Origin of the sequence: Streptomyces sp. NPDC038707 (assembly GCF_040636485.1) — a bacterium.
Classification (GTDB): domain Bacteria; phylum Actinomycetota; class Actinomycetes; order Streptomycetales; family Streptomycetaceae; genus Streptomyces.
Map to the genome: position 1 here is coordinate 104,846 of NZ_JBEZUP010000008.1, position 26,140 is coordinate 130,985.

At 71.8% G+C, this 26,140-nt stretch carries 22 protein-coding genes; 3 read left to right on the plus strand and 19 right to left on the minus strand.

Annotation, left to right across the window (positions count from 1 at the left end; all coding sequences use genetic code 11):
- Positions 1 to 157: 157 nt before the first annotated feature.
- The 6 genes from AB0E62_RS13630 to AB0E62_RS13655 all read right to left on the minus strand — a co-directional run bounded on the left by AB0E62_RS13630 (position 158) and on the right by AB0E62_RS13655 (position 6,700).
- A complete protein-coding gene (locus AB0E62_RS13630) occupies positions 158 to 997 on the minus strand; it encodes a shikimate dehydrogenase (protein WP_362191961.1) in 840 nt (279 codons plus the stop codon).
- Positions 978 to 2,621 (minus strand): endolytic transglycosylase MltG, encoded by a 1,644-nt coding sequence (gene mltG / locus AB0E62_RS13635; RefSeq protein ID WP_362191963.1) that lies wholly within the window; start codon positions 2,619 to 2,621, stop codon positions 978 to 980. Before mltG ends, AB0E62_RS13630 begins: the two co-directional genes overlap by 20 nt.
- Positions 2,622 to 2,743: 122 nt before the next feature.
- A complete protein-coding gene (ruvX, locus tag AB0E62_RS13640; RefSeq protein ID WP_362191965.1) occupies positions 2,744 to 3,208 on the minus strand; it encodes a Holliday junction resolvase RuvX in 465 nt (154 codons plus the stop codon).
- Between the two features lie 15 nt (positions 3,209 to 3,223).
- Positions 3,224 to 5,896, minus strand: a complete 2,673-nt coding sequence (gene alaS, locus AB0E62_RS13645; RefSeq protein ID WP_362191967.1) for an alanine--tRNA ligase — start codon at positions 5,894 to 5,896, stop codon at positions 3,224 to 3,226.
- On the minus strand, positions 5,896 to 6,255 hold the full coding sequence (locus AB0E62_RS13650; RefSeq protein WP_362191969.1) for a hypothetical protein: 360 nt from the start codon (positions 6,253 to 6,255) through the stop codon (positions 5,896 to 5,898). The genes alaS and AB0E62_RS13650 overlap by 1 nt, the downstream gene beginning before the upstream one ends.
- Before the next feature lie 16 nt (positions 6,256 to 6,271).
- Positions 6,272 to 6,700: a DUF948 domain-containing protein gene (locus AB0E62_RS13655; RefSeq protein WP_362191971.1), complete on the minus strand. Its 429-nt coding sequence runs from the start codon at positions 6,698 to 6,700 to the stop codon at positions 6,272 to 6,274.
- Positions 6,701 to 6,861: 161 nt separating this feature from the next.
- Between AB0E62_RS13655 and AB0E62_RS13660 the strand changes: the two genes are divergently transcribed.
- Positions 6,862 to 9,036, plus strand: coding sequence for a regulator (locus AB0E62_RS13660; RefSeq protein WP_362191973.1), 2,175 nt, complete (start codon positions 6,862 to 6,864; stop codon positions 9,034 to 9,036).
- A gap of 19 nt (positions 9,037 to 9,055) precedes the next feature.
- On the opposite strand, the gene rpsD is transcribed toward AB0E62_RS13660, so the two are convergent.
- The 5 genes from rpsD to AB0E62_RS13685 form a co-directional block, all read right to left on the minus strand.
- The gene (rpsD, locus tag AB0E62_RS13665; RefSeq protein ID WP_344350542.1) at positions 9,056 to 9,670 is read right to left on the minus strand and encodes a 30S ribosomal protein S4; all 615 of its coding nucleotides are present in this window, start codon (positions 9,668 to 9,670) and stop codon (positions 9,056 to 9,058) included.
- A gap of 303 nt (positions 9,671 to 9,973) precedes the next feature.
- Entirely contained in the window at positions 9,974 to 11,329 is a 1,356-nt protein-coding gene (locus AB0E62_RS13670; RefSeq protein WP_362191975.1) for a replication-associated recombination protein A, read from the minus strand.
- Positions 11,330 to 11,372: 43 nt separating this feature from the next.
- Positions 11,373 to 12,029: a vitamin K epoxide reductase family protein gene (locus AB0E62_RS13675; RefSeq protein ID WP_362191979.1), complete on the minus strand. Its 657-nt coding sequence runs from the start codon at positions 12,027 to 12,029 to the stop codon at positions 11,373 to 11,375.
- A gap of 206 nt (positions 12,030 to 12,235) precedes the next feature.
- Positions 12,236 to 13,498: a histidine--tRNA ligase gene (gene hisS / locus AB0E62_RS13680; protein ID WP_362191982.1), complete on the minus strand. Its 1,263-nt coding sequence runs from the start codon at positions 13,496 to 13,498 to the stop codon at positions 12,236 to 12,238.
- A 13-nt stretch (positions 13,499 to 13,511) separates the two neighbouring features.
- Positions 13,512 to 14,219 (minus strand): MBL fold metallo-hydrolase, encoded by a 708-nt coding sequence (locus tag AB0E62_RS13685; protein ID WP_362191984.1) that lies wholly within the window; start codon positions 14,217 to 14,219, stop codon positions 13,512 to 13,514.
- 169 nt (positions 14,220 to 14,388) lie between these two features.
- Here AB0E62_RS13685 and AB0E62_RS13690 point away from each other — a divergent pair, with 169 nt between their 5' ends.
- Positions 14,389 to 15,234: a peptidylprolyl isomerase gene (locus AB0E62_RS13690; protein ID WP_362191986.1), complete on the plus strand. Its 846-nt coding sequence runs from the start codon at positions 14,389 to 14,391 to the stop codon at positions 15,232 to 15,234.
- 187 nt (positions 15,235 to 15,421) lie between these two features.
- Entirely contained in the window at positions 15,422 to 16,651 is a 1,230-nt protein-coding gene (locus AB0E62_RS13695; RefSeq protein WP_362191988.1) for a DUF349 domain-containing protein, read from the plus strand.
- Between the two features lie 81 nt (positions 16,652 to 16,732).
- On the opposite strand, the gene relA is transcribed toward AB0E62_RS13695, so the two are convergent.
- The 8 genes from relA to ruvC all read right to left on the minus strand — a co-directional run bounded on the left by relA (position 16,733) and on the right by ruvC (position 26,057).
- Positions 16,733 to 19,270: a GTP pyrophosphokinase gene (relA, locus tag AB0E62_RS13700; RefSeq protein ID WP_362191990.1), complete on the minus strand. Its 2,538-nt coding sequence runs from the start codon at positions 19,268 to 19,270 to the stop codon at positions 16,733 to 16,735.
- A 310-nt stretch (positions 19,271 to 19,580) separates the two neighbouring features.
- Positions 19,581 to 20,120, minus strand: coding sequence for an adenine phosphoribosyltransferase (locus AB0E62_RS13705; RefSeq protein WP_362191992.1), 540 nt, complete (start codon positions 20,118 to 20,120; stop codon positions 19,581 to 19,583).
- Entirely contained in the window at positions 20,117 to 21,223 is a 1,107-nt protein-coding gene (gene secF / locus AB0E62_RS13710; protein ID WP_362191994.1) for a protein translocase subunit SecF, read from the minus strand. Before secF ends, AB0E62_RS13705 begins: the two co-directional genes overlap by 4 nt.
- Positions 21,224 to 21,226: 3 nt before the next feature.
- Positions 21,227 to 23,020, minus strand: coding sequence for a protein translocase subunit SecD (gene secD / locus AB0E62_RS13715; RefSeq protein WP_362191995.1), 1,794 nt, complete (start codon positions 23,018 to 23,020; stop codon positions 21,227 to 21,229).
- Between the two features lie 143 nt (positions 23,021 to 23,163).
- The gene (gene yajC, locus AB0E62_RS13720; protein WP_362191997.1) at positions 23,164 to 23,640 is read right to left on the minus strand and encodes a preprotein translocase subunit YajC; all 477 of its coding nucleotides are present in this window, start codon (positions 23,638 to 23,640) and stop codon (positions 23,164 to 23,166) included.
- 177 nt (positions 23,641 to 23,817) lie between these two features.
- Positions 23,818 to 24,888, minus strand: coding sequence for a Holliday junction branch migration DNA helicase RuvB (gene ruvB, locus AB0E62_RS13725; RefSeq protein ID WP_362191999.1), 1,071 nt, complete (start codon positions 24,886 to 24,888; stop codon positions 23,818 to 23,820).
- Positions 24,889 to 24,915: 27 nt separating this feature from the next.
- Positions 24,916 to 25,521 carry a Holliday junction branch migration protein RuvA gene (ruvA, locus tag AB0E62_RS13730; protein WP_362192001.1) on the minus strand — a complete coding sequence of 202 codons (606 nt, stop codon included), beginning with the start codon at positions 25,519 to 25,521 and terminating at the stop codon, positions 24,916 to 24,918.
- Complete coding sequence (gene ruvC / locus AB0E62_RS13735; protein ID WP_362192003.1) at positions 25,518 to 26,057, minus strand: crossover junction endodeoxyribonuclease RuvC; 540 nt, start codon at positions 26,055 to 26,057, stop codon at positions 25,518 to 25,520. Before ruvC ends, ruvA begins: the two co-directional genes overlap by 4 nt.
- Between the last annotated feature and the right edge of the window lie 83 nt (positions 26,058 to 26,140).

Here is a 26,140-nt window from a genome sequence, read left to right on the forward strand (position 1 = left end):
GGTGCTCCTCAGTGCTCGCGCCCGGTACTGCCCGGCGTGCGCGGTCGGCGCACGGCGACGACGACACCGGGTGCGCGATCCCGGTACGCCACCTCCGATCCTCCCACGTCCGCGGGGCCCGACGGCCGCCGGTCCAGCAGGCGGACGCGGGGAGGCGTCAGCGGGCGGCGAGCGCCTTCTCCCCGGCCTCCCGCATGGCGTGCACCGGGCCCGGGACCTGGCCGGTCATCTGCTCGAACTGGAGGACGGCCTGGTGGACCAGCAGGTCGAGGCCGCCGACCACGGCGCCGCCCCCCATGGACCAGCGGGCGGCCAGCCGGGTCGGCCAGGGGTCGTAGAGCACGTCGAAGAGGGTGGCGGGGCGTTCGGGCACGGCGGCGGCGAGCGCGTCGGTGGTCCCCGCGGGCGTGGTGGCGATCACCAGGGGGGCGCTCAGCGCCCGGGCGGCGTCGGCCCAGTCCGCCGTGCGCACCTCCACGCCGAGCCGTTCGCCCCACTGCCGCATCTCGACGGCGCGGGCCTCGCTGCGGACGTAGGCGACGACCTCCCCGGTGCAGATCCGGGCCAGCGCGGCGAGCGCGGAGGAGGCGGTGGCGCCGGCGCCCAGGATGGCGGCCGAGCCGACCTCCTCGATGCCGTGCTCGCGCAGCGCGACCACCATGCCCGGGATATCGGTGTTGTCCCCGATCCGGCGGCCGTCCTCGGTGAAGACCAGCGTGTTGACCGCGTCGACCGCGGCCGCGGTGTCGCTGACCTCGTCCAGCAGCGGCATGACCGCCCGCTTCAGCGGCATGGTCAGCGACAGCCCGGCCCACTCCGGCCCGAGCCGGCCGAGGAAGCCGGGCAGCGCGGCCTCGTCGACGTCGAAGCTGTCGTACGACCAGCCGGTGAGCCCGGCCGCCTCGTACGCGGCCCGGTGCAGCACTGGGGAGAGGGAGTGGGTGATCGGAGAACCGAGCACGGCGGCACGACGGCCGTCAGTTGCCCGTGTTGGCATTGAACTTGTCCCTGAGCTCTAGGAATTCCGCGTATGTCTTGGCGAATTCGGTATTGCTCATACCGTCGGTCGCCACGAAGTAGACCCAGCCGTCGTGCGTCGGGTTCAGCGTCGCCTTCAGCGCGTCCTCGCCGGGGTTGCCGATCGGGCCGGGCGGAAGTCCCGGGTACCGGTACGTGTTGTACGGGCTCGGGTCGCTGTTGATCTCCTTCTCGGAGATGTGGATGTTGCTCGTGCCCTTGGCGTAGTTGTACGTCGAGTCGAACTGCAGCTTGCGGTTCGTCTCGGTGTTGGTGGGCTTGAGGCGGTTGTAGACGACCTCGGCCATCTTGCGGAAGTCGTCGTGCGTCTTGCCCTCGGCCTGGACCAGGCTCGCGACCGTGACGAGTTCGAAGGCGTTCTCCACCCCGAGCGCCTTGGCCTTGTCGTCGAGGCCGTAGGCGGCGTACTTCTGCTTGGCCTGGGTGACCATCTGCTTCAGGACGGCGTCGGGCTTCATGCCCTTGGCGGCCGGATAGGTGCCCGGGAAGAGGAAGCCCTCCAGCGGGTCCTTGACATTGCCGCTGTTGCGCGCCCAGGCGGGCAGGCCGAGGGTCCTGTACTGCTTCTCGGCGATCTTCTCGGTGGTGCCCGAGGACAGTTCCAGCTTCTTGTCGATGGCCGCGTAGACGCCGGCGTTGCGCTCGCCGGGGGTGACGATGACGTTGTTCTGGCTGCGCGGGTCCAGCATCAGCCGGACGGCGCTGGCGGCGGACATCTCCTTCTTCAGGAGGTAGGCGCCGGCCTGGATGCCGTCGGCGCCCGGGGTGTTGGTCTGGGCGTGGACGAACGCCTCGGCGCTCTTGACCACCCCGGCCTCCTTCAGGCGGCGGCCGATCTCCCAGCCGCCCGCGCCCTTGGGGATCTCGACGGTGACCGCCTGGCCGCTGCCCTCGCCCGCGTAGTCCGGAGCCGCGCCGAAACGATTTTGGTAGAACTGGTACCCGAAATACCCGACTCCGCCGAGGCCGCCGCCGAACACCAGGACGACCACCATGCAGGCGCAGCCGGTGCGCCGCTTCCTGCTCTTGGCCGGCCCCCGGCCCTTGCCGCGCCGCTCGCGCCGGGTCTGGAGCTCGTGCGCACCGTCGTCGCCCGCGCCGCCGCCGGCCACCGCCGGGGCGTGTTCCTCGTCGTCGCCCGGCTCCGGGGCGGGCTCGGGGCGCCTGCGGCCGGGCGGCTCCGGCGGCGGGTAGGCGTCCTCGGTGCCGTAGAGGTCGGGCTGCTCCGCGCCGTAGGCCACGGGCTGCTGGCCGTAGGGGTCGCCGGGGTCGGCGGCGTAGGGCACCTGGCCGTGGGTGCCGGTCGCGTCCCAGCCGCCCTGGTGGAACTGGTGCTGGGTGTGGCCGACGAGCTGCTGGTCGTACGGCCCGCCGTCGTGGTGCGGGTGCTGCTGCCCCTGGTGTCCGGGGTGCTGCCGGCTCCAGTCGCCGTAGTGCGGCGCCTGCGGATGGTGCTGCGGCTGGCCGCCGTAGGGGGACGGCGAGCCCTCCTGGGCCTGCTGTCCGCCCCATCCGCCGTCCCCGGACAACGGGTCCTCCGGATTCCACGGTTCGGAGCCTTGGCCCCGGCCATACTCAGTCATCGATCCCCTAGAGCCGCGAGGCCTGCGGTCACGCGGCCCAGGGGCCGGATCCCGTTCCGCCTCTTGCTGTGCCCCGGCTGTTCGAACACCGGCGCATCGCGCGGAACGTTACCGTATCGCGATCACATGACCACTTCGACGCCCTCACCGGGTGGTTTGCCTGACACCCGTTCGGATTCCAGGGCCTGCTGCAGGATGATGACGGCCGCCGCCTGGTCGATGACCGCCCGGCCCTTCTTGGACTTCACGCCCGAGGCGCGCAGTCCCTGGCCGGCCGTCACGGTCGTCATCCGCTCGTCCACCAGGCGCACCGGCACCGGCTTGATGCCCCTGGCCAGTTCCTGGGCGAAGGCGCGGACCTTGACCGCGGCCGGGCCCTCGCCCCCCTTGAGGGAGCGAGGCAGGCCGACGACGACCTCGACCGGTTCGTACTCCTCCACCAGTTGACGAAGGCGGCGGTGGGCGGCGGGGACGTCCCGGCCGGGGACGGTCTCCACCGGGGTGGCGAGGATCCCGTCGGGGTCGCACGAGGCGACCCCGATCCGGGCGTCCCCGACGTCGATCGCGAGCCGACGTCCTCTGCGCATCTGCTTGAGCCGTTCCTACTTGGCGGTCTCGGCGACGAGCCGCTCGACGGCCTCGACGGCCTCGCCGACGGCGGCCGGGTTCTGACCGCCGCCCTGGGCCACGTCCGGCTTGCCGCCACCGCCGCCGCCGAGGGTCTTGGCGGCCGTGCGGACCAGGTCACCGGCCTTGAGGCCGCGGTCGCGGGCGGCGTCGTTGGTGGCGATGACCGTCAGCGGCTTGCCGTTGTTGACGGTGAACAGCGCCACCACGGCGGCCCGGCCGCCCTGGATCCGGCCGCGCACGTCCAGGACCAGCTTGCGCAGGTCGTCGGGCGTGGTGCCGTCCGGGACCTGCCCGGTGACGACGGCGACGCCGCGGACGTCCTTGGCGGACTCGGCGAGGCCGGCCGCGGCCTGGAGGACCTTCTCGGCGCGGAACCGCTCGATCTCCTTCTCGGCGTCCTTCAGCTTGCCGAGCATGGCGGAGACCTTCTCGGGCAGCTCGTCCGGGCGCCCCTTGAGCAGCTCGGTCAGCTGGTTGACGACCGTGTGCTCCCGGGCCAGGAAGTTGTAGGCGTCCACGCCGACCAGGGCCTCGATACGGCGCACACCGGAGCCGATGGAGGACTCGCCGAGCAGCTTCACCAGGCCCAGCTGGGCGGTGTTGTGCACGTGCGTGCCGCCGCACAGCTCCTTGGAGAAGTCGCCGATGGTCACGACGCGCACCCGCTCGCCGTACTTCTCGCCGAACTCGGCGATGGCGCCCTGCTTCTTGGCCTCGTCGATGCCCATGACCTCGGCGTGCACGTCCAGGTCGCGGGCGAGCACCTCGTTGATCTTCTGCTCGACGTCGGTCATCACGGCCGTCGGGACGGCGGACGGGGAGCCGAAGTCGAAGCGGAAGCGGCCGGGCTGGTTCTCCGAACCGGCCTGGGCGGCCGTGGGGCCGAGGGCGTCGCGCAGGGCCTGGTGGGTCAGGTGGGTGGCCGAGTGGGCGCGGGCGATGGCCTTGCGGCGGCGGGCGTCGATCGAGGCGTGGGCCTTGGCGCCGACGGTCACCTCGCCGACCTGGACGACGCCCTTGTGGACGTACACGCCCGGGACCGGCTTCTGGCAGTCGCGGACCTCGATGACGGCGCCGGAGTCCACCTTGATGCGGCCGGTGTCGCCGATCTGGCCGCCGCCCTCGGCGTAGAACGGGGTGCGGTCCAGGACGACCTCGACCTCGTCGCCCTCGGTGGCGGCCGGGGAGGAGGCGCCGTCGACCAGGATGCCGACGATCGTGGACTCGGTCTCGGTGTCGGTGTAGCCGATGAAGTCGGTGGCGCCGGCGCTGTCGGCGATCTCGCGGTAGGCGCCCAGGTCGGCGTGGCCGGTCTTCTTGGCCTGGGCGTCGGCCTTGGCGCGCTCCCGCTGCTCCTTCATCAGGCGGCGGAAGCCGTCCTCGTCCACGGACAGGCCCTGCTCGGCGGCCATCTCCAGGGTGAGGTCGATCGGGAAGCCCCAGGTGTCGTGGAGCAGGAACGCCTTGTCGCCGGAGAGGACGGTGCCGCCGGAGGCCTTGGTCTCGGTGACGGCGGTGTCCAGGATGTTGGTGCCGGCCTTCAGCGTCTTGAGGAAGGCGTTCTCCTCGGCGAGGGCGACCTTCTCGATGCGCTCGCGGTCGGTGATCAGCTCCGGGTACTGCTGCCCCATCATGCCGATCACGGTGTCGATCAGGTCCTTGACGACCGGACCGGCGGCGCCGAGCAGCCGCATGTTGCGGATGGCGCGGCGCATGATGCGGCGCAGGACGTACCCGCGGCCCTCGTTGCCCGGGGTGACACCGTCGCCGATGAGCATGGTGGCGGTGCGCATGTGGTCGGTGACCACGCGCAGGGACACGTCCGAGTCGTGGGCGTCGCCGTAGCGCACGCCGGTCAGCTCGGTGGCCTTCTCGATGACGGCCATGGAGGTGTCGATCTCGTACATGTTCTGCACGCCCTGCAGAATCATGGCGAGCCGCTCCAGGCCGAGGCCCGTGTCGATGTTCTTGCTCGGCAGGTCCCCGAGGATCTCGAAGTTGTCCTTGCCGATGCCCTCGCCCCGCTCGTACTGCATGAAGACGAGGTTCCAGATCTCCACGTACCGCTCGTCGTTGACGGCGGGGCCGCCCTCGGCGCCGAACTCGGGGCCGCGGTCGTAGTTGATCTCGGAGCAGGGGCCGCACGGGCCGGGCACGCCCATGGACCAGTAGTTGTCCTTCATGCCCAGGCGCTGGATGCGCTCCTTCGGCACGCCGACGACCTCGTGCCAGATCCGCTCCGCCTCGTCGTCGTCCTTGTAGACGGTGATCCACAGGCGCTCGGGGTCGAGACCGTAACCGCCCTTGTCCTGGGGCGTGGTGAGCAGCTCCCAGGCGAGCTTGATGGCGCCTTCCTTGAAGTAGTCGCCGAAGGAGAAGTTGCCGCACATCTGGAAGAACGTGCCGTGCCGCGTGGTCTTGCCGACCTCTTCGATGTCGGGCGTGCGCACGCACTTCTGCACGCTGGTGGCGCGCGGGAACGGCGGCTTGACCTCACCCAGGAAGTAGGGCTTGAAGGGCACCATGCCGGCGGGGACGAGGAGCAGAGTCGGGTCGTCCGCGATGAGCGACGCCGAAGGGACGACGGTGTGCCCGCGCTCCTCGAAGAAGCTCAGCCAGCGGCGGCGAATCTCGGCCGACTCCATCAGTGGTCCTCATTCCGGTTGTACGAGTACATCGGGGCTTCGATGTACTTCGGTGTGCTGCGGTTGTCGCTGTGGTGGTTCTCGATGGCGGTGTACCGCCGGGGCGCGGGGAGCTCGGGGTCCTCGTGGATGCCGAGGGCGTCCTCCAGCTCGGCCTCCCGCCGGGCCATGTTGTCGCGGACGTCGGACGCGAAGCCGACCGCACGGTCCTTCAGGCGCTGGCCGGTCTCCAGGGCCTTGTTCGCCGCGGTGGCGGCCAGGCTCTCCGGGGTCAGCTGCCTGATCTTGCGGTTGACCTTGGTGGTGGCCCACACACCGGCGGCGACACCGGTGGAGAACCAGAACGTACGGCGGAACATCGCTCGGTCTCAGTCCTTACTTCCGCTTGCGTCGTGCGGCGGGGACCGTCCGGCCCACGATCACGGTACGCCGGGCCGACTTGCCGGGCACGTCCTCCCCCTTGCGGCCGCCGAGCGCGCGGCGGACGCCGTAGCCGAAGGCCGCGACCTTGACCAGCGGGCCGCCGAAGGTGGAGGCGACCGTGGTCGACAGCGCGGAGGCGTTGGAGGTGACCTCCTGGACGTCGGAGGCGATCGCGTCGACCCGGTCGATCTGGGTCTGCGCGGAGCGCACCGCCTGGGAGGCGTCGGCGAGCAGCGGGACGGCCTGGTCGGTCACGTCCGCGACGAGCTTGGTGGTCGCCTTGAGCGTCTGGGCCAGCCTCGCCAGCGCGACCGCGAGGAAGGAGACCAGGATCGCCCAGAAGACGGCCACCAGGATCCCGGCCACCTCTGTACCGGACACGTGCGCACCCGCTCCCTGAAACGTGCCTGAGCATCGGAAAAGTCGTGCCCCGAGCCTATCGCGCCGGGGCCGCGGCTCCGTACCGGATTCCCCGGCGGGAGGGGCGCACTCGCGCCGGGTGATTGTACGCAGTGAACACGGTTCAGTACGCTCCGTGTCCCATGCGAGATCCTCACGATCCCGGTTCCGGGACGGGCGGTGCCCCGCCCCTCGAACTGACCGCTTTCATCGGGCGCTCGGCGGAGCTGGCCGGCCTGGCGGCGGCCCTCGGCCGGGCCCGGCTGGTGACCGTGACCGGGGCCGGCGGGGTCGGCAAGTCCCGGCTGGCCGTGCGCGCGGCGGCGCGGTGGGCGCGCGGCGGTCCGGCGGACGGCGCGGACTGGGGCCGGGTGGAGCTGGCCGAGGTGCGCGATCCGCAGTTCGTCGAGTACGCGGTCGTGGAGGCGCTGGGGCTGACCGACCACACCACCCGGCTGCCCCGCGAGACGCTGCTGGAGCAGCTCGCGGGACGGCGGATGCTGCTGGTGCTGGACGGGTTCGAGCATCTGGCGGGGGCCTGTGCCGGACTGGTGGCCCGGCTGCTGCGCGGGCTGCCGGAGCTGCGGGTGCTGGCGGTGGGCCGGCGTCCGCTGGGCCTCGCGGGCGAGGTGCTGTTCCCGCTGGCGCCGCTCGGCCCCGAGGAGGCGGTGGAGCTGTTCGCCGACCGGGCCCGGGCGCACGGCGTGCCGGTGGCCGACGGCCCGGAGGTGCGGGAGCTGTGCCGCCGGCTGGAGGGGATCCCGCTGGCGCTGGAGCTGGCGGCCGGGCGGCTGCGGGTGTTGTCCCCGGGGCAGTTGCTCGACCGCCTCGACGACCGGTTCCGGCTGCTGACCGGCGGCGCCCGGGACACCCTGCCCCGGCACCGGACGCTGCGCACCGCGATCGGCTGGAGCCACGAGCTGTGCACCCCGGCCGAACGGCTGCTGTGGGCACGGCTGTCGGTGTTCGCGGGCACCTTCGACCTGGAGGCGGCCGAGTACGTGTGCGGCGGGGCGGGGCTGCCCGCGGAGGACGTGCTGGACGTGCTGTCGGAACTGCTGGCCCAGTCGGTGGTCGCCCGCGAGGAGAGCCCGGCCGGACCGCGCTACCGGATGCTGGACACCGTACGGGCCTACGGCGCCCAGTGGCTGGCGGCGGCCGGGGACGCGGACCGGCTGCGCAGGCGGCACCGGGACTGGTACCTGGGCCTTGCGGCCTGGTGCGAGCTGGAGTGGTGCTCGCCCCGGCAGCGGGAGGTGGCCGCGCGCGTGGACGTGGAGCTGCCGAATCTGCGGGCCGCCCTGGAGTGCTGCCTGACCGGGCCGGACGAGGCGCACCTCGGCCAGCAGCTGGCGGGGTCGCTGTGGTTCTGCTGGGTGGGCTGCGGACGGCTGTCGGAGGGCCGGCGCTGGCTGGAGCGCAGCCTGGAGCCGGAGTCCGGGTACGAGCGGGCCCGGCTGAAGGCGCTGTGGGTGCTCGGCTACGTGGCGGTCCTCCAGGGCGACACCGGGCCGGCGCTGCGGACGCTGCGCGCGTGCCGTGAGCGGGCGGAGCGGGCGGCCGATCCGGTGGCGGTGGCCTACGCCGAGCACCGCATGGGCTGTCTGGCCCTGGTCACCGACGACATGGCCGGTGCGGAGGCGCTGCTGCGTTCGGCTCTGGAGCGTTACCGGGCGATGGGCGAGCTGAACAGCAACGTCCTGATGGGGCGGGTGGAGCTGGCGATGGCCCGGGCGTTCCAGGGGGACCTGCCGGGCGCGGTGCGGCTGTGCGAGGAGGTGCGCCGGGTGTGCGAGGAGCGCGGGGAGCGGTGGGCGCGCTCGTACGCGCTGTACGTGCTGGCGTACGCGGCCTGGGCCGCCGGGGACCCGGGGGGCGCGCGGGCGCTGCTGGCGGACGCGCTGGCCGACGCGCACGCCTTCCGAGATCTGCTGGGCTCGGTGCTCGTCGTCGAGCTGCTGGCGCTGGTGACGGTGGCGCAGGGCGATCCGGTGGAGGCGGCGGTGCTCCAGGGCGCCGCCGGGCGGCTGTGGCCCTCGGTCGGGCTGCCGCTGTTCGGTTCGGCGTACTACAACGGGCCGCACGAGCGGTGCGAGGCCGCGGCGCGGCGGGCGCTCGGGGACGCGCGGTACGCCGAGTGCGTGCGGGCGGGGGCCGGGCTGGACCGGGAGGCGGCGGTGGCCCGTGCGCTGCGCCGCCGGGAGCCGGGAACGCTGGACGCCCTGCCGGCGCCGCGCGGCCCGGTCCCGGACACCGGCCCCGGACAGCGCGAACCCGCCGCCTCGCCCACCCGGAGGGGCGGGGAGACGGCGGGCTGAGCCTGTGCCGTGACCTGGGTCAGCGGGCGTAGTACTCGACGACGAGCTGCTCGTCGCAGATCACCGGGATCTCCTTGCGGTTCGGCTCGCGGTCCAGGCGGAACGCCAGGGCCCGGAGGTTCACCTGGAGGTAGCGCGGGGTCTCGCCGTCGGGGGCGAAGCCACCCTCACGGGCGATCTGGAACAGCGTCTTGTCCTTGGAGCGGTCGCGGACCTGCACGACGTCGTCCGGACGGACACGGAAGGACGGCTTGTCGACCTTCTGGCCGTTGACCTGGATGTGGCCGTGGACGACCATCTGGCGGGCCTGGTAGATCGTGCGGGCGATGCCCGAACGCAGGACCAGCGCGTCGAGGCGGCGCTCCAGCTCCACGATCAGGGCCTCACCGGTCTTGCCCTGGACCTTGGAGGCACGCTCGTAGGCGCGCACCAGCTGGCGCTCGGAGATGTCGTACTGAGCGCGCAGGCGCTGCTTCTCCAGCAGACGGACCTTGTAGTCCGAGTTCTGCTTGCGGCCGCGGCCGTGCTCACCCGGCGGGTAGGGGCGGGCCTCGAAGTACTTGACGGCCTTCGGGGTCAGCGCGATGCCGAGGGCACGCGACTTCTTGACCTTGGGGCGGGACTGGTTCGCCACAGTTGTCTCATTTCCTAGATTCCGGCTCGTCAGGGTTTAGGGAGGTCGCATCCGCAGCCGGGAAAACCCGTCGGGTCCGCGCGGGACCTGCCGGGCAGCCGCTTCCCTGGTCTGGGCACATACGTGCAGCACGCGAGTGGCCCACCGACCGTCCCGGGATTGCACGGGGGGTGGTGGGCTGCCCGCGACACCTTCGACGGTGCGCGACGCTCCTGGAGCCGGTCCACGGGGGACCGGGTCTCCGGCCGGATGCCCCGCTCTGACAGCACGGGACTCGGCACTTCGGAGCAGTCTACAGGCTGCTCAGGACCGCTTGCGACCGAGGTGTCTGCGGGTCCACTCGACGGCGTCCGCGTACCGGGCCTCGGCGCCGTGCCGGCCCGGGGTGTAGTACTCGCGGTCCTTCAGGGCGTCCGGGGCGTACTGCTGCTCGGCGATGCCCTCCGGCAGGTCGTGCGGGTACACGTACCCCTGGGCGTGGCCGAGCTTGGCGGCGCCCTTGTAGTGCCCGTCGCGCAGATGCGGGGGCACCGGGCCGGCCAGGCCCTTGCGCACGTCCTCCAGGGCGGCGCCGATGGCGGTGGTCGCGGAGTTGGACTTGGGGGCGAGGGCCAGGGCGATGGTGGCGTGGCTGAGGGTGAGGGCGGCCTCCGGGAAGCCGATCATGGCGACGGCCTGGGCGGCGGCGACCGCGATCGGCAGCGCGGTGGGGTCGGCGAGGCCGATGTCCTCGCTGGCGGAGATCATCAGGCGGCGCGCGATGAACCGGGGGTCCTCGCCGGCCTCGATCATGCGGGCCAGGTAGTGCAGGGCCGCGTCGACGTCGGAGCCGCGGATGGACTTGATGAGGGCGCTGGCGACGTCGTAGTGCTGGTCGCCGTCGCGGTCGTACGTCACGGCGGCGCGGTCGACGGTCTGCTCCAGCGTCCGCAGGCCGATCGCGCTCTCGCCCTGGTCCAGGGCGGCGCCGGCGGCGGCCTCCAGGGCGGTCAGGGCGCGCCGGGCGTCACCGCCGGCGATCCGCAGCAGGTGCTCCTCGGTCTCCTCGGGGAGCGTGACGGCGTTCTTCAGGCCGCGCTCGTCGGCGAGGGCGCGGCGCAGCAGGCCGCGGATGTCGTCGTCGGTGAGGGGTTCGAGGGTGAGCAGGAGGGAGCGGGAGAGCAGCGGGGAGATCACCGAGAAGTAGGGGTTCTCCGTGGTGGCCGCGATCAGGGTCACCCAGCGGTTCTCCACGGCCGGCAGCAGGGAGTCCTGCTGGGCCTTGCTGAAGCGGTGGATCTCGTCCAGGAAGAGGACGGTCTCCTTGCCGTAGCCGCCGGAGGCGCGGCGGGCGCCGTCGATGACCGCGCGGACCTCCTTGACGCCCGCGGTGATCGCGGACAGCTCCACGAACCGCTTGTCGGTCGCCCTGGACACCACGTACGCCAGGGTGGTCTTGCCGGTGCCGGGCGGGCCCCACAGGATCACCGAGGACGGTCCGGCGGGCCCGCCGGAGCCCTCGCCGACCAGGCGGCGCAGGGGGGATCCGGGTCCCAGCAGATGCTGCTGGCCCACCACCTCGTCGAGCGAGCGCGGGCGCATGCGCACCGCCAGGGGGCTGCCCGCCGGGTCCTTCTCCTGGCGTTCTTCTGCTGCGGCGGTGAACAGGTCGGGTTCCACGCTGAAACCCTAGAACACCGCACTGACAATCCCCTCGGGGCCGTCAGCCGGTCCAGAACTCCCACCAGCGGGTCAGCACCAGCATGCCGATGACGCCGATGTGCGCGACCGGCAGGACCCAGGTGAACTCGCCGAAGAAGGACCGCAGCCAGCGCGGGGCCGGCAGGAAGGCGTTGCGGACGTTGAACGAGGTGACGTACCAGAACATGGTGATGGTGGCGACCCAGGCCAGCGAGCACCACAGGCACAGCGCGTTGATCCGGTACAGGGACTGGAACTGCAGCCAGGTGCAGAAGCCCACGCCGAACAGGGTGCCGAAGTTGAACGTCAGCCAGTACCAGCGCGGGAACCGGGCGCGGGCCAGCAGGCTCATGCCGACGCAGATGACGATGCCGTAGCAGACCAGCCCGAGCATCGGGTTGGGGAAGCCGAAGGCGGCGGCCTGCTCGCTCTCCATGACGCTGCCGCAGGAGACCACCGGATTGAGGCTGCATCCGGGGGTGAACGTCGTGCCCGCGACCTTGGCCTCGAGGATCTTGAACTTGTCGATCGTGATGACCCACGAGGCCAGCAGTCCGGCCGCGCCGGTGATCAGCAGCAGGATGGCGAAGGCGCGGCTGCCGCCGGCCGCGCGCGGGGCGTCGGCGGCGCGCTCCGGACCGGGCTTCGCGGAGACGTCGTTCACTGTCGTCTTGCTCATCACGCCGATTCCGTCACTCGAGGGTCGGACCATCTTCGGGCAGGGGTCATTGTGCCGCACGTGCCTGTGTGCGCACCGTTCGCTGCGCATAAGGATCTGCGTACGACGGGTGCCCCCGGCGGGTTCCGGACAGCGGCCGGCCCCGCTGCGGCGAGGGCGCCGGACGCCCCTCGCGGGGAGCGTCCGGCGCCCTCGCGCGCCTGCGGCTAGCCGAGCCGGGACTCGAGTTCCGCCACGATCTCGTTGACGCCGATCGCGGTCTGCTCGCCGGACTCCATGTCCTTGAGCTGGACGACGCCCTCGGCGAGGTCGCGCTCGCCGGCCACGATCGTGTAGCGGGCGCCGGAGCGGTTGGCGTTCTTCATGGCGCCCTTCAGTCCCTTGCCGCCGTAGGCGAAGTCGGCCGCGATGCCGACCTTGCGCAGATCGGTGACCTTGGCGAACAGCACCCGGCGGGCCTCCTCGCCGAGCGGGACCGCGTACACGGACGTCGGGGTCGGCAGGTCCAGTTCCACGCCCTCTGCCTGGAGCGCGAGGACCGTGCGGTCGACGCCCAGCGCCCAGCCGACGGACGGCAGCGCGGGACCGCCGATCATCTCGGACAGGCCGTCGTACCGGCCGCCGCCGCCCACCGCGGACTGCGAGCCCAGGCCGTCGTGCACGAACTCGAAGGTGGTGCGGGTGTAGTAGTCCAGGCCGCGCACCAGCCTGGGGTCGTCCTCGAAGGAGACGCCCGCGGCGGTGATCAGCTCGCGGACCTCCTCGTGGTACGCCTTGCACGCGTCGCACAGGTAGTCGCGCAGCAGCGGGGCGCCGGCGAGCTGCTTCTGGACCGACTCGCGCTTGTCGTCCAGGACCCGCAGCGGGTTGATGTCGATGCGGCGGCGGGTGTCCTCGTCCAGGTCCAGGCCGCGCAGGAAGTCCTGGAGCGCGCTCCGGTACACCGGGCGGCACTCCTTGTCGCCCAGGCTGTTCAGCAGGATGCGGAAGTTCCTCAGGCCCAGCGAGCGGTACGCCTGGTCGGCCAGGATGATCAGCTCGGCGTCCAGCGCCGGGTCCTCCGCGCCGATCGCCTCGGCACCCACCTGGGAGAAGTGGCGGTAGCGGCCCTTCTGGGGGCGCTCGTAGCGGTAGTAGGAGCCGGAGTACCAGAGCTTGACCGGGAGGTTGCCCGTCTTGTGCAGGTTGGCCTCCAGGGCCGCCCGCAGCACGGACGCCGTGCCCTCGGGGCGCAGGGCGAGCCTGTCGCCGCCCTTGGTCTCGAAGGCGTACATCTCCTTGGTCACGATGTCGGTGGACTCGCCGACACCGCGCGCGAACAGTTCGACGTTCTCGAAGCCGGGGGTCTCGATGTAGCCGTAGCCGGAGTTGCGCAGCGGGGCGGCGATGGCCTCGCGGACCGCGAGGTAGGCGGCCGAGTCCGGCGGGATCAGGTCGTAGGTGCCCTTGGGGGCCTGAAAAGTGCTCACGAAAGGTCTCTCGTCACATTCCTCGTCGGGGAGCGTCCGCGCTTCCCGGGCCGGCGGCCACCTGCCGCAGATAGGGGTTGGTGGCGCGCTCCTGGCCGATGGTCGTCTGGGGGCCGTGGCCGGACAGCACCACGGTGGAGTCGTCGAGCGGCAGGCACACGCGGGCCAGCGACTCGAGCATGTCCTCCATGGATCCGCCCGGCAGGTCGGTGCGTCCGATGGAGCCGGCGAACAGCAGATCCCCGGAGAAGAACACCGACGGGACGTCGGCGGCCTCGGGCATCCGGAAGGTCACCGACCCCTTGGTATGGCCCGGCGCGTGCGCGACGGAGAACGTGAGGCCGGCCAGCTCCAGGGCGGCGCCGTCCGTCAGCTCCCTGACGTCGTCCGGCTCCCCCACGGTCAGCTCGCCCATGAGCGGCATGCCGATGGACCGGCCGAGCGCCTTCTCCGGGTCGCTCATCATGTACCGGTCCTGGGGATGGATCCAGGCCGGTACGTCGTGCGCGCCGCAGACGGGGACGACCGAGGCGACGTGGTCGATGTGGCCGTGGGTGAGGACGACGGCCACGGGCTTGAGCCGATGCTTCTTCAGCGTTTCCTCGACGCCTTGGGCGGCCTGGTGGCCGGGGTCGATGATCACGCACTCCTCACCGGCGGCGGGGGCGACGAGATAACAGTTCGTCCCCCAGGCCCCGGCGGGGAACCCGGCAATGAGCACGATCGTCCTTCGTTGTGTCGGTTACAGGCGGCTTCAGCTGCTCCCAGAGCCTACCGGCGCTGCCGTTTCCTCAGCGAACCCATATACGGTACGGGGCTACACGCAGCGGTCGGAGCACGAGGACGCACGCGTACCGCCCGACACACGACACGCATGAGGAGAGAACCCGGTGGTCAGCCAGGAGCAGCGGCGGCGTCAGCTCGCCCGGGAGAAGTTCTTGCGGCAGCAGCAGCGACGCACCGAGGCGCGGCGCAAGGCCCGCCTGCGCAACTCCGTGATCGCGTCGGTACTGGGCGTGGTCGTGATCGGCAGTGTCGCCCTGTACACGACGGGGGTGCTCAAGGACGACGACGACAAGAAGACGAACGCGGGCGCCGAGGTCACCCCGGGTGCCACCCCGAGCACCTCGCCGAGCGCGCCGGCCAGCAAGGCACCGGACCCGTGCGAGAAGCCGGCGGCCGGCTCGGTGAAGAAGCTGAGCTGGAAGAAGGAGCCGGCGATGACGATCGACACGTCGGCGAAGTACACGCTGAAGCTGGCGACGACGTGCGGTGACATCGGCGTCGCGCTGAAGACGTCGGCGGCGCCGCACACGGTGAACTCGTTCGACTTCCTCGCCGGGCAGGGCTACTTCGACCACACCAAGTGCCACCGGCTGACCACCCAGGGCATCTACGTCCTGCAGTGCGGCGACCCGCAGGGCACCGGCGCGGGCGGTCCGGGCTACACGCTGCCGGACGAGAACCTCAAGGACAAGAGCCTGAAGAACAGCACCTACCCGGCGGGCACGGTGGCGATGGCCAACACAGGGCAGGCGCACACCGGCGGCAGCCAGTTCTTCCTCGTCTACAAGGACAGCCCGCTGCCGCCCCGTTACACCCCGTTCGGCACGGTCGACGCGGCGGGCATGAAGGTGCTGGAGAAGATCGCGGCGGCCGGGGAGAACACGGGCGCGGGCGACGGGGCGCCGAACGCGACGGTCGTGATCGACAAGGCCTCGGTCGTCAAGTCCTGACCCGCTGCCCGGACCCGGCCGGCCCCTTCCGGGGCCCGGACCGGGAGGTCAACGGGGCGGGCGGCGGAATTTCGGTGGCGCTGGATGCGGACAGGCCGCCCGCTGGTCGCCTATGTTGGCCGTGACGAAATTGTGGACGATGCCCGGGGTGCTGCGGCCCCCGCAGGCATCATGTGGAGGAGGCGCTGTGAGCAGCGACCCGTGGGGCCGCGTCGACGAGACGGGGACCGTGTACGTGCGTACGGCCGACGGCGAGAAGGTCGTCGGTTCCTGGCAGGCCGGCTCCCCCGATGAGGCGCTGGCCTACTTCGAGCGCAAGTACGAGGGCCTGGTTGTCGAGATCGGCCTCCTCGAGAAGCGCGTGCGGACCACCGACCTGTCGGCGAAGGACGCCCAGGCCGCCATCGGCCACCTGCGCGAACAGGTGGACGCGCACCACGCGGTCGGCGATCTGGACGCGCTGCGGGAGCGGCTGGACAAGCTCGTGGCGACCGTCGAGGCGCGCCGCGAGGAGCGCAAGGCGCAGCGGGCCAAGCAGTCCGACGAGGCCCGCAAGGCCAAGGAGGACCTGGTCGCCGAGGCCGAGGAGCTGGCCCGGTCCGACCAGTGGCGGGCCGCGGGTGAGCGGCTGCGGGCGCTGGTGGACACCTGGAAGGGGCTGCCGCGGCTGGACCGCAAGTCCGACGACGAGCTGTGGCACCGCTTCTCGCACGCCCGGTCGGCGTTCTCCAAGCGCCGCAAGGCGCACTTCGCGCAGCTGGACGCGCAGCGCGAGGAGGCCCGCCGCGTCAAGGAGCGGCTGGTCGCCGAGGCGGAGGCGCTGTCCGGTTCGACGGACTGGGGTCCCACGGCCGCCCGTTACCGCGAGCTGATGGCGGAGTGGAAGGCGGCGGGCCGCGCCCAGCGCGAGCACGAGGACGATCTCTGGAACCGCTTCCGCGGTGCCCAGGACGTGTTCTTCGCCGCCCGCAGCTCGGTGTTCGCCGAGCGGGACGCCGAGCAGTCGGAGAACCTGAAGCTGAAGGAGGAGCTGGCCGAGGAGGCCGAGAAGCTCCTGCCGATCACCGATCTGAAGGCCGCGCGGGCCGCCTTCCGCTCGGTCAACGAGCGCTGGGAGGCCATCGGTCACGTCCCGCGGGACGCCCGGCCGAAGGTCGAGGGCCGGATGCAGGCCGTCGAGCGGGCCCTCCAGGAGGCGGAGGAGGCCGAGTGGCGCCGGACGAACCCGGAGGCACGCGCGCGTGCCGAGGGTCTGACCGGTCAGCTCCAGGCCGCCGTGGACAAGCTGCGGGCGCAGATCGACCAGGCGCGCGCCCAGGGCAACAACTCCAGGGCCGACAAGCTGGAGAAGGAGCTGGAGGGCCGCCAGGCGCTCCTGGACCAGGCTCTGAAGGGTCTGCAGGAGTTCGGCGGCTAGGTACCCCGCAGTCCGGCTGGAAGGGCCCCGTACGCGCGTACGGGGCCCTTCTCGGCGTCCTGGGCTCTCGCGCCGCGCGGGCTACGAGCGGCTGCGTCCCGAGGTCACCCGGTACACGTCGTACACGCCCTCCACGCCCCGGACCGCCTTCAGCACGTGGCCGAGGTGCTTGGGGTCGCCCATCTCGAAGGTGAACCGGGAGGTGGCCACCCGGTCCCGGGAGGTCTGCACGGCCGCCGACAGGATGTTGACGTGCTGGTCGGACAGCACCCGGGTGACGTCCGACAGCAGCCGGGACCGGTCCAGCGCCTCCACCTGGATGGCGACCAGGAAGACCGAGGACTGGGTCGGCGCCCACTCGACGTCGAGGATGCGCTCCGGCTCCCGGGACAGCGAGTCGACGTTGACACAGTCGCTGCGGTGAACCGATACGCCGCTGCCGCGGGTCACGAAGCCGATGATCGGGTCTCCCGGCACCGGGGTGCAGCAGCGGGCCAGCTTGACCCACACGTCCTCGACGCCCTTGACGACGACGCCCGGGTCGGCGGTGGAGCGCCGCTTGCGCCCGCGCCCGCGCGAGGGCGGGACCGTCTCGTCGATCTCCTCGGTGGCCGCCTCCTCGCCGCCGAGCGCCTGGACGAGCTTCTGCACGATGTTCTGCGCGGAGACATGGCCCTCGCCGATCGCCGCGTACAGCGCGGAGATGTCCGAGTAGCGCATCTCGTGCGCGAGGGTGACCAGCGAGTCCCCGGTCAGGATCCGCTGGATCGGCAGGTTCTGCTTGCGCATGGCCCGCACGATGGCGTCCTTGCCCTGCTCGATCGCCTCGTCCCGGCGCTCCTTGGAGAACCAGGCGCGGATCTTGTTGCGCGCCCGCGGCGACTTGACGAAGCCGAGCCAGTCCCGGGACGGGCCGGCGCCGGGCGCCTTGGAGGTGAAGACCTCGACCAGGTCGCCGTTGTCCAGGGTGGACTCGAGCGGGACCAGGCGGCCGTTGACCCGCGCCCCTATCGTGCGGTGGCCGACCTCGGTGTGCACGGCGTACGCGAAGTCCACCGGGGTGGCGCCGGCCGGCAGCGCGATGACATCGCCCTTGGGCGTGAAGACGAAGACCTCGTTGCGGGACAGGTCGAAGCGCAGGGACTCCAGGAACTCGCCGGGGTCCTCGGTCTCCTTCTGCCAGTCCAGCAGCTGCCGCAGCCACGCCATGTCGTTGATGGCGTCCTTGTCCTTGGCCGACGTCTTCGGCGCGTCGGTGCGGACCTTGGAGGCGCCGGCGACGGCCTCCTGCTTGTACTTCCAGTGCGCGGCGATGCCGTACTCGGCGCGGCGGTGCATGTCGAACGTGCGGATCTGGAGTTCGACCGGCTTGCCGTTGGGGCCGATGACCGTCGTGTGCAGCGACTGGTACATGTTGAACTTGGGCATCGCGATGTAGTCCTTGAACCGGCCGGGGACCGGGTTCCATCGCGCGTGCACCGTGCCGAGGGCGGCGTAGCAGTCGCGGACCGTGTCGACGAGGACGCGGATGCCCACCAGGTCGTAGATCTCGGCGAAGTCGCGGCCCCGCACGATCATCTTCTGGTAGACGCTGTAGTAGTGCTTCGGCCGGCCGGTGACGGTGGCCTTGATCCGGGCGGCGCGCAGGTCGGACTGGACCTCGTCGGTCACTATGGCCAGGTACTCGTCGCGCTTCGGCGCCCGCTCGGCCACCAGCCGTACGATCTCGTCGTACATCTTGGGGTAGAGGATCGCGAACGCGAGGTCCTCCAGCTCCCACTTGATGGTGTTCATGCCGAGGCGGTGGGCGAGCGGGGCGTAGATCTCCAGCGTCTCGCGCGCCTTCTTCTCCTGCTTCTCGCGCTTGAGGTAGCGCATGGTGCGCATGTTGTGCAGCCGGTCGGCGAGCTTGATGACCAGGACCCTCGGGTCCTTCGCCATGGCCACGACCATCTTGCGCACGGTCTCGGCCTGCGCGGCCTCGCCGAACTTGACCTTGTCCAGCTTGGTGACGCCGTCGACGAGCAGGGCGACGACGTCGCCGAAGTCGCGGCGCAGGTCGTCGAGGCCGTACTCGGTGTCCTCGACGGTGTCGTGCAGCAGCCCCGCCATCAGGGTGGCCGGGTCCATGCCCAGCTCGGCGAGGATGGTGGTGACGGCGAGCGGGTGCGTGATGTACGGGTCGCCGCTCTTGCGCTTCTGGCCGCGGTGCCAGCGTTCGGCGACCTGGTAGGCGCGCTCGATCTGGCGCAGCGTGGAGTTCTCGATCTTGGGGTCGTTGCTGCGCACTATCCGCAGCAGGGGCTCCAGCACCGGGTTGTAGGGGTTCGCGCGCTGGACGCCGAGGCGGGCGAGGCGGGCCCGGACCCGGTTGGAGGAGGCGGTGCGGGTGGGCTGCGCGGCCGGCTGGCGGACCACCGGGGGTTGCGCCGGACGTTCGGCCGGGGCCGGCTTGGGACGCGCGGACTCGGCGCTCTTCTCCACGGGCGCGGAGTGGGCGTGCTCGACCGCCCCGCGGGTGTCGTTCTTCACCTGGGAAGCGCTCGGCGCGGGCTTCGCCGCGGCGGCCGAGGCGGGCTCGGGCTTGGCGGCGGTCAGTGGCTGGGCCTCGTCTGGCAAGAGGACTCCTCGTGCGCGATCCGGGTCCCCCGGTCAGGCTCCGGAGACCCCATGGTAGCCATCCTGCGCCCGGTCATCGCCTTCAGGCGGCTGTGAGGACCGTGTACCCCTGCAACGCCCAAGGCTGCCCCGGGATTCCGGACGGCCGGTCGCACGGCCCCCGCACCGGCACCGGCGGCGGGCGGGCGGACCCCGGCGGACCTGCGGATACGCCGGCCGGGACCCGCGGGGATCCGGCGGGGATCCCGCCGGAGCGCGGACGGCCGCCCCGGCGCGCGAAGCACCGGGGCGGCCGTCCGCCGCGGGGCGTTCAGACCTGGAGCAGCGCCTGGAGCGGGGCCCCGTCCAGCGCGGTCCCCAGCCGGGCCCGGCCGCTCAGGAAGCCCAGCTCCATCAGCACCGCGAGCCCGGACACCTCGGCGCCGGCGCGCTGGATCAGCTGGATCGCCGCCTCGGCCGTACCGCCGGTGGCCAGGACGTCGTCCACGATCAGCACGCGGTCGCCGACGGCCAGGTCCTCGGCGTGCACCTCGATCTCCGCCGAGCCGTACTCCAGGTCGTAGGCCTGGCGCAGGGTGGCCCCGGGCAGCTTGCCCGCTTTGCGGACCGGGATGAAGCCGAGGCCCGCGCGGACGGCGACCGGGGCGCCGAGGATGAAGCCCCGGGCCTCCAGTCCGACGATCTTGGTCGCGCCGGTGTCGGCGGCGATCTGGGCCAGCGCGTCGGTGAGCGCGGTGAAGGCCGCCGGGTCGGCCAGGAGCGGGGTGATGTCCTTGAACACCACGCCCGGCTCCGGGTAGTCGGCCACGTCGCGGATGCGGCTCAGCAGCAGTTCCTGGATGTCGGTCATCGGCGCTTCCCCGAGGTACGGCCGCGGCCCCGGCCGCGTGCGGGCTGGTTGCGCGGACCCACGACGGCGGGGGCGCCGTCGTCGGTGTCGTCACCGGCACCGGCGCGGACCCCGGCGAGGTCCTCCTCCGCGGCGGCCTGGGCGCGCTTGGCCCGGACCCGCTTGGTGAGGGCCTTCATCGCGGGCTCGCGCTCCTTGAGGTCGGCGACGAGCGGCGTGGCGATGAAGATGGACGAGTAGGCACCGGCCGCGAGGCCCACGAACAGCGACAGCGAGATGTCGTTGAGCGTGCCCGCGCCGAGGAACCCGCCGCCGATGAAGAGCAGACCGGCGACCGGCAGCAGCGCGACGACCGTGGTGTTGATGGACCGGACCAGGGTGCCGTTGATCGACCGGTTGGCGACCTCGCTGTAGGTGAACCGGGTCTGCTTGGTGAGGTCCTTCGTCTGCTCCTTGAGGCTGTCGAAGACGACGACCGTGTCGTAGAGCGAGTAACCGAGGATGGTCAGCAGACCGATGACCGTGCCGGGCGTGACCTCGAAGCCGACCAGGGCGTAGATACCGGTCGTGATGGTGATGTCGTGGATCAGCGCGACCAGCGCGGCCACGGCCATGCGCCATTCGAAGGCGATCGCCAGGTAGATCACCACGAGGACCATGAAGATCGCCAGGCCCTGCCAGGCCTTGTTGGCGATCTGCTCGCCCCAGCTGGGCCCGACCAGGTCGGCGGCCAGCTTCTCGGGGTCGAGCTTCAGGTCCTTGGCCAGCTCCTGCTTGATCCGGTCCGACTGGCCGGTGTCGATGCCGGCGATCTGGATGCGCAGGCTGCCGTTGCCCAGCTTCTGCACGATGGCCTGGTGACCGGAGGCCTTGTTGGCGTAGTCCTCCGCCTGGGCCACCGAGGTGCTCATCTTCGTGGGGGTCGTGAAGACCGCGCCGCCCTCGAACTCGATGCCCATGTTCAGGCCGCGCACCGCCAGGCCGACGATGGCCGTGATGGTGATCAGGATCGAGACGCCGTACCAGATCTTCCGCTTGCCGATGAAGTCGTAGGCGATCTCGCCGCGGTGCAGCCGGGCGCCGATGGTGCCGAGTTTCGACATCGCTCAGGCCTCCTTCGGGTCGACGGGGCCGGCGGCGGGACCGGCGGGACGGCGGGTACGGCGCAGCGGGGGCTTGGCGCCCAGGCTCTTGGGGTCGAGGCCGGACCACTTGTGGCCGTCCGCGAAGAACCTGCGGCGGGCGAGGAGCGTCATCAGCGGCTTGGTGAACAGGAAGACGACGACCACGTCGAGCAGGGTGGTCAGGCCCAGCGTGAAGGCGAAGCCCTGCACCTTGCCGACGGTGACGACGAACAGCACGGCGGCGGCGAGGAACGACACGAAGTCGGAGACCAGGATGGTGCGCCGGGCACGCGGCCAGGCCCGCTCCACCGCGGGGCGCAGCGTGCGGCCCTCGCGGATCTCGTCCCTTATGCGCTCGAAGTACACGATGAACGAGTCCGCGGTGATACCGATGGCGACGATGGCACCGCAGACGGCCGGCAGGTTCAGCGCGAAGCCGATGGCCGGGCCGAGCAGCGACATGATCACGTAGGTGAGGATCGCGGAGACCACCAGCGAGGCCATGGCCACGAGGGACAGGCCGCGGTAGTACACCACCAGGTACAGCACGACCAGGGCGAGGCCGATGGCGCCCGCGAGGAGACCGGCGTGCAGCTGCTCGCCGCCGAGCGCGGCGGTGACGGTGGTGACGGACTGCTCCTGGAAGGAGAGCGGCAGGGCGCCGTACGACAGCATGTTGGCGAGGCCCTGGGCCTCGTCCTGCTGGAAGCTGCCGGAGATCTCCGCCTGGCCGCCGGTGATGGACTGCTGGACGTACGGGCTGGAGACGACCTCGCCGTCCAGGACGATGCCGAACTCGTTCTGCGGCTGCGTCTTCTTGGCCAGCTCGCCGGTGATGTCGGCGAACTTCTTGGCCCCGCCCTTGGTGAAGTTCATCTGGACCTGCCAGCCGGCGGCGCCCTGGGTGTCGAAGACGGCCTGCGCCTTCTTCACCTCGGTGCCGTCCACGGCGGCCGGGCCGAGCAGGTACTTGTACCAGGCGTCGTCGATCTTGCCGCACGCCACGGTGGGCTCACCGGGCTTGGCGTTCTTGCCGGCCTTCGCCCGGTCGGTGGGCTTGGTGCAGTCCAGGGCCGCGTACTGGGCCTGGAGCCGGGCGTCCGAGCCGGAGCCGCTGCCGGCCGGGGCCGACGGCGTGGCCGAGGGCTTGGCGCTGCCGGCGGCGGAGCCGCCCGGGGAGGGGGTGGAGCCGGCCTTCAGGGCGTCGGTGACCGCGCGGCCCTGGGCGGTGGCCGAGGCCGAGGGGGAGGTGGAGCCGCCGGTCGAGGACGCCTTCTCCTTCGAGGAGGCGGACGCGGACGGGCTGCCGCTCGGCTTCGGGGAGGGGCTGTTGCCGGTCGACGCGCTCGGCGACGGGTTCTTCGCGGCGGGGCCGCTGGGCTCGCTGGCCAGGACCGGCCGGAAGTACAGCTTGGCGGTGGTGCCTACCTGCTCCTGGGCCTCCTTGGAGTTGGTGCCCTTGGGGATGTTGACGATGATGTTGTCGTTCCCCTGGGTCTGCACCTCCGCCTCGGAGACACCCAGGCCGTTGACCCGGCGGTTCATGATGTCGACCGCGGTGTCCATGTTGGCCTTGTTGATCGCGGACCCCTGATCGGCCTTCGCCTTGAGCGTGATGCTCGTACCACCGGCGAGGTCGATGCCGAGACGCGGAGTGGTGTGCCCGGAGGCGAACATCCCTCCGGCGAGCGCCACGATGGCGATCAGGATGAGGGCCAGCGAGCGCCCTGGCTTGCTCGGGGCGCTCGCGCTTCGGCCCCTCTTAGGTGCTGCCACCTTCTCGTACTCCCTCTCGGGCCGCCCCGCGCCCGGTCGGCGCGGTCGGCCATGACATGGTGTCGGGCTCCCGTGCGGGAAACAGAAGCGCCCGGGGCACGCGGGGCGCCCATCATGCCGCCGCCGCGTGTCCCGAGGAGTGACTACTTCGCGTCGGAGTCGCCGTCGGTCTTCTTCGGCTGGTCGTCCGCGCCGGCCTCGGGGGCGTCCTTCTTACCGAGGTCGATCTTGTCGTCCGAGGCGGCGGCAGCGTCGGCGGATCCGTCGGTCTCGTCGGTCTCGGTGAGGGAGGAGGCGTCGTCGGGGACGATGCCGGTGTCGGACTTCAGGTCGTGCTCGATGCCGTGGACGATGCGGTTGTACTCGTCGTCGGTGAGGACGGCGCCGATCGAGTTCTTGGCGAAGAGGAGGTCGACGCCCGGCCCGGCGTCGAGGAGGACCGTGTCCTCGTTGACCTCCTTGACCGTCGCGTACATCCCCCCGATCGTGCGGACTCCGGATCCGGGCTGCATCTGGTTCCGCATGTCGGCGGCCTGCTGCTGCTTCTTCTTGGCCGAACGCGTCATCAGGAACATGGCCGCGATGAGCACGATGAACGGGAGAAGGGTATAGGCATTCACGGGACGGAATTTCCTTCGCGCGACCGCGCGGGTGAGCGGCCTTTTGGATGGGGGTGTGGTCGGCGCCGCCCACAAGGGCGGCATCGGCGGAGTCTAAGCGAGTCCGCTCTCATGGAACAACGCTCAGCATGGCACCTGGGTTCCGGCCGGGCCACCGTCCTCGCCGCCCGGCCGCCGTCACGCCCCGAACAAGTCCTGTTGTCCGTTTCCCGCGCCGGGTGCGTGCGGCGGGGTCAGCCCGAGGTGCGCCCAGGCGGCGGGGGTGGCGACCCGGCCGCGCGGGGTGCGGGCGAGCAGTCCCTCGCGGACCAGGAAGGGTTCGGCGACCTCCTCCACGGTCTCCCGCTCCTCCCCCACCGCGACGGCGAGGGTGGACAGGCCCACCGGTCCGCCGCCGAACAGCTTCAGCAGGGCCTCGAGGACGGCGCGGTCCAGCCGGTCCAGGCCGCGCGCGTCGACCTCGTAGACGGCCAGCGCGGCTGCGGCGATCTCCCGGGTGATCACCCCGTCGGCCTTGACCTGCGCGTAGTCGCGGACTCGGCGCAGCAGCCGGTTGGCGATGCGGGGCGTGCCCCGGGAGCGGCCGGCGATCTCGGCGGCGCCGTCCGGCTCGATCGTGACGTCCAGCAGGCTCGCCGAGCGGTGCACCACGCGTTCCAGCTCGTGCGGTTCGTAGAACTCCATGTGCGCGGTGAAGCCGAAACGGTCGCGCAGGGGCGGCGGCAGCAGGCCCGCGCGCGTGGTGGCGCCGACCAGGGTGAACGGCGGCAGCTCCAGCGGGATCGCGGTGGCACCGGGGCCCTTGCCGACGATGACGTCCACACGGAAGTCCTCCATCGCCATGTACAGCATCTCTTCGGCGGGCCGGGACATGCGGTGGATCTCGTCGAGGAAGAGGACCTCGCCCTCCTGGAGCGAGGACAGGATCGAGGCGAGGTCGCCGGCGTGCTGGATGGCGGGGCCTGAGGTGATGCGGATGGGGGCGCCCATCTCCGCCGCGATGATCATCGACAGGGTGGTCTTGCCGAGGCCGGGCGCCCCGGAGAGCAGCACGTGGTCGGCGGTGGCGCCCCGCGCGCGGGCGGCGCGCAGCACCAGGTCGAGCTGTTCGCGCACCTTCTCCTGGCCGATGAACTCGTCGAGGTCCTTGGGGCGCAGGGCGGCCTCGACGGCCTGGTCCTCCCGGTCGGCGGACGCACCGACGAGCCGCTCCTCGGCGGGGGTACCGGTCGTGTCGTCCCAGTTCACGAAGTTCTCCTTGCGGGGTGGCGCAGGTCAGCGGGCGCGGTTCAGGGTCTGCAGGGCGGCCTTCAGCAGGTGGCCCACCTGCGGGGTGCCGTCCGCCGCCTCGGCCTGGGGCGCGACGGCGGCCACCGCCTCGTCGGCCTCGCGGGTGGCGTAGCCGAGGCCGATCAGGGCGGCGTGCAGCTGGTCGCGCCAGCCCTGGGTGACGGGCGCGCCGACGGCCGGGGCGCCGACGGGTTCGCCGAGCCGGTCCTTCAGCTCCAGCAGCAGCTTCTGGGCGCCCTTCTTGCCGATGCCGGGGACCGCGGTGAGGGCCTTCTCGTCACCGGTGGCGACCGCGCGGCGCAGCGCGTCCGGGGTGTGCACGGCCAGCATGGCCTGGGCGAGCCGCGGGCCGACGCCGTTCGCGGTCTGGAGCAGCTCGAAGACCTGGCGTTCGTCGTCGTCCGCGAAGCCGTACAGCGTGAGCGAGTCCTCGCGGACGACGAGCGAGGTGTGCAGCCGGGCGGACTGGCCGATGCGCAGCGTCGACAGCGTGTTCGGGGTGCACTGCACGGCCATGCCGACGCCCCCGACCTCGATGACCGCGGTGTCGGGGGCGAGCGCGGCGACCGTGCCGCTGACGAAGGCGATCATGCCGTGGGGCCTTTCGTTGCGTGGACTGCGTGCCGGGCGACGGCCTGCTGGAGCCGGCTCTGGGCGGGGGCCCGCCAGATGTGGCAGATGGCGAGCGCGAGGGCGTCGGCTGCGTCGGCGGGCTTCGGGGGCGCGGCCAGCCGCAGCAGGCGGGTGACCATGGCGCCCACCTGGGCCTTGTCGGCGCGCCCGGAACCGGTGACGGCGGCCTTGACCTCGCTGGGGGTGTGCAGGGCGACGGGGATGCCGCGCCGGGCGGCGCACAGCATGGCCACGGCACTGGCCTGGGCGGTGCCCATGACCGTGCGCACGTTGTGCTGGCTGAAGACGCGCTCCACGGCGACGAACTCGGGCCGGTGCTCGTCCAGCCACTCCTCGATGCCCTGCTCGACGGCGAGCAGCCGGTGGCTGAGGTCGGCGTCGGCCGGGGTGCGGACCACCCCGACGCCGAGCATGGTGAGCGGGCGCCCCGCGACACCCTCGACGACGCCGATCCCGCACCGGGTCAGGCCGGGGTCCACCCCCAGAACACGCACCGCGCGCCCCTCCCTTCGGTCACCCGCTCGCCTGTTCGTGCAGGCTATCGGGTGCCACCGACAACGCCGTACAACGCGACGGG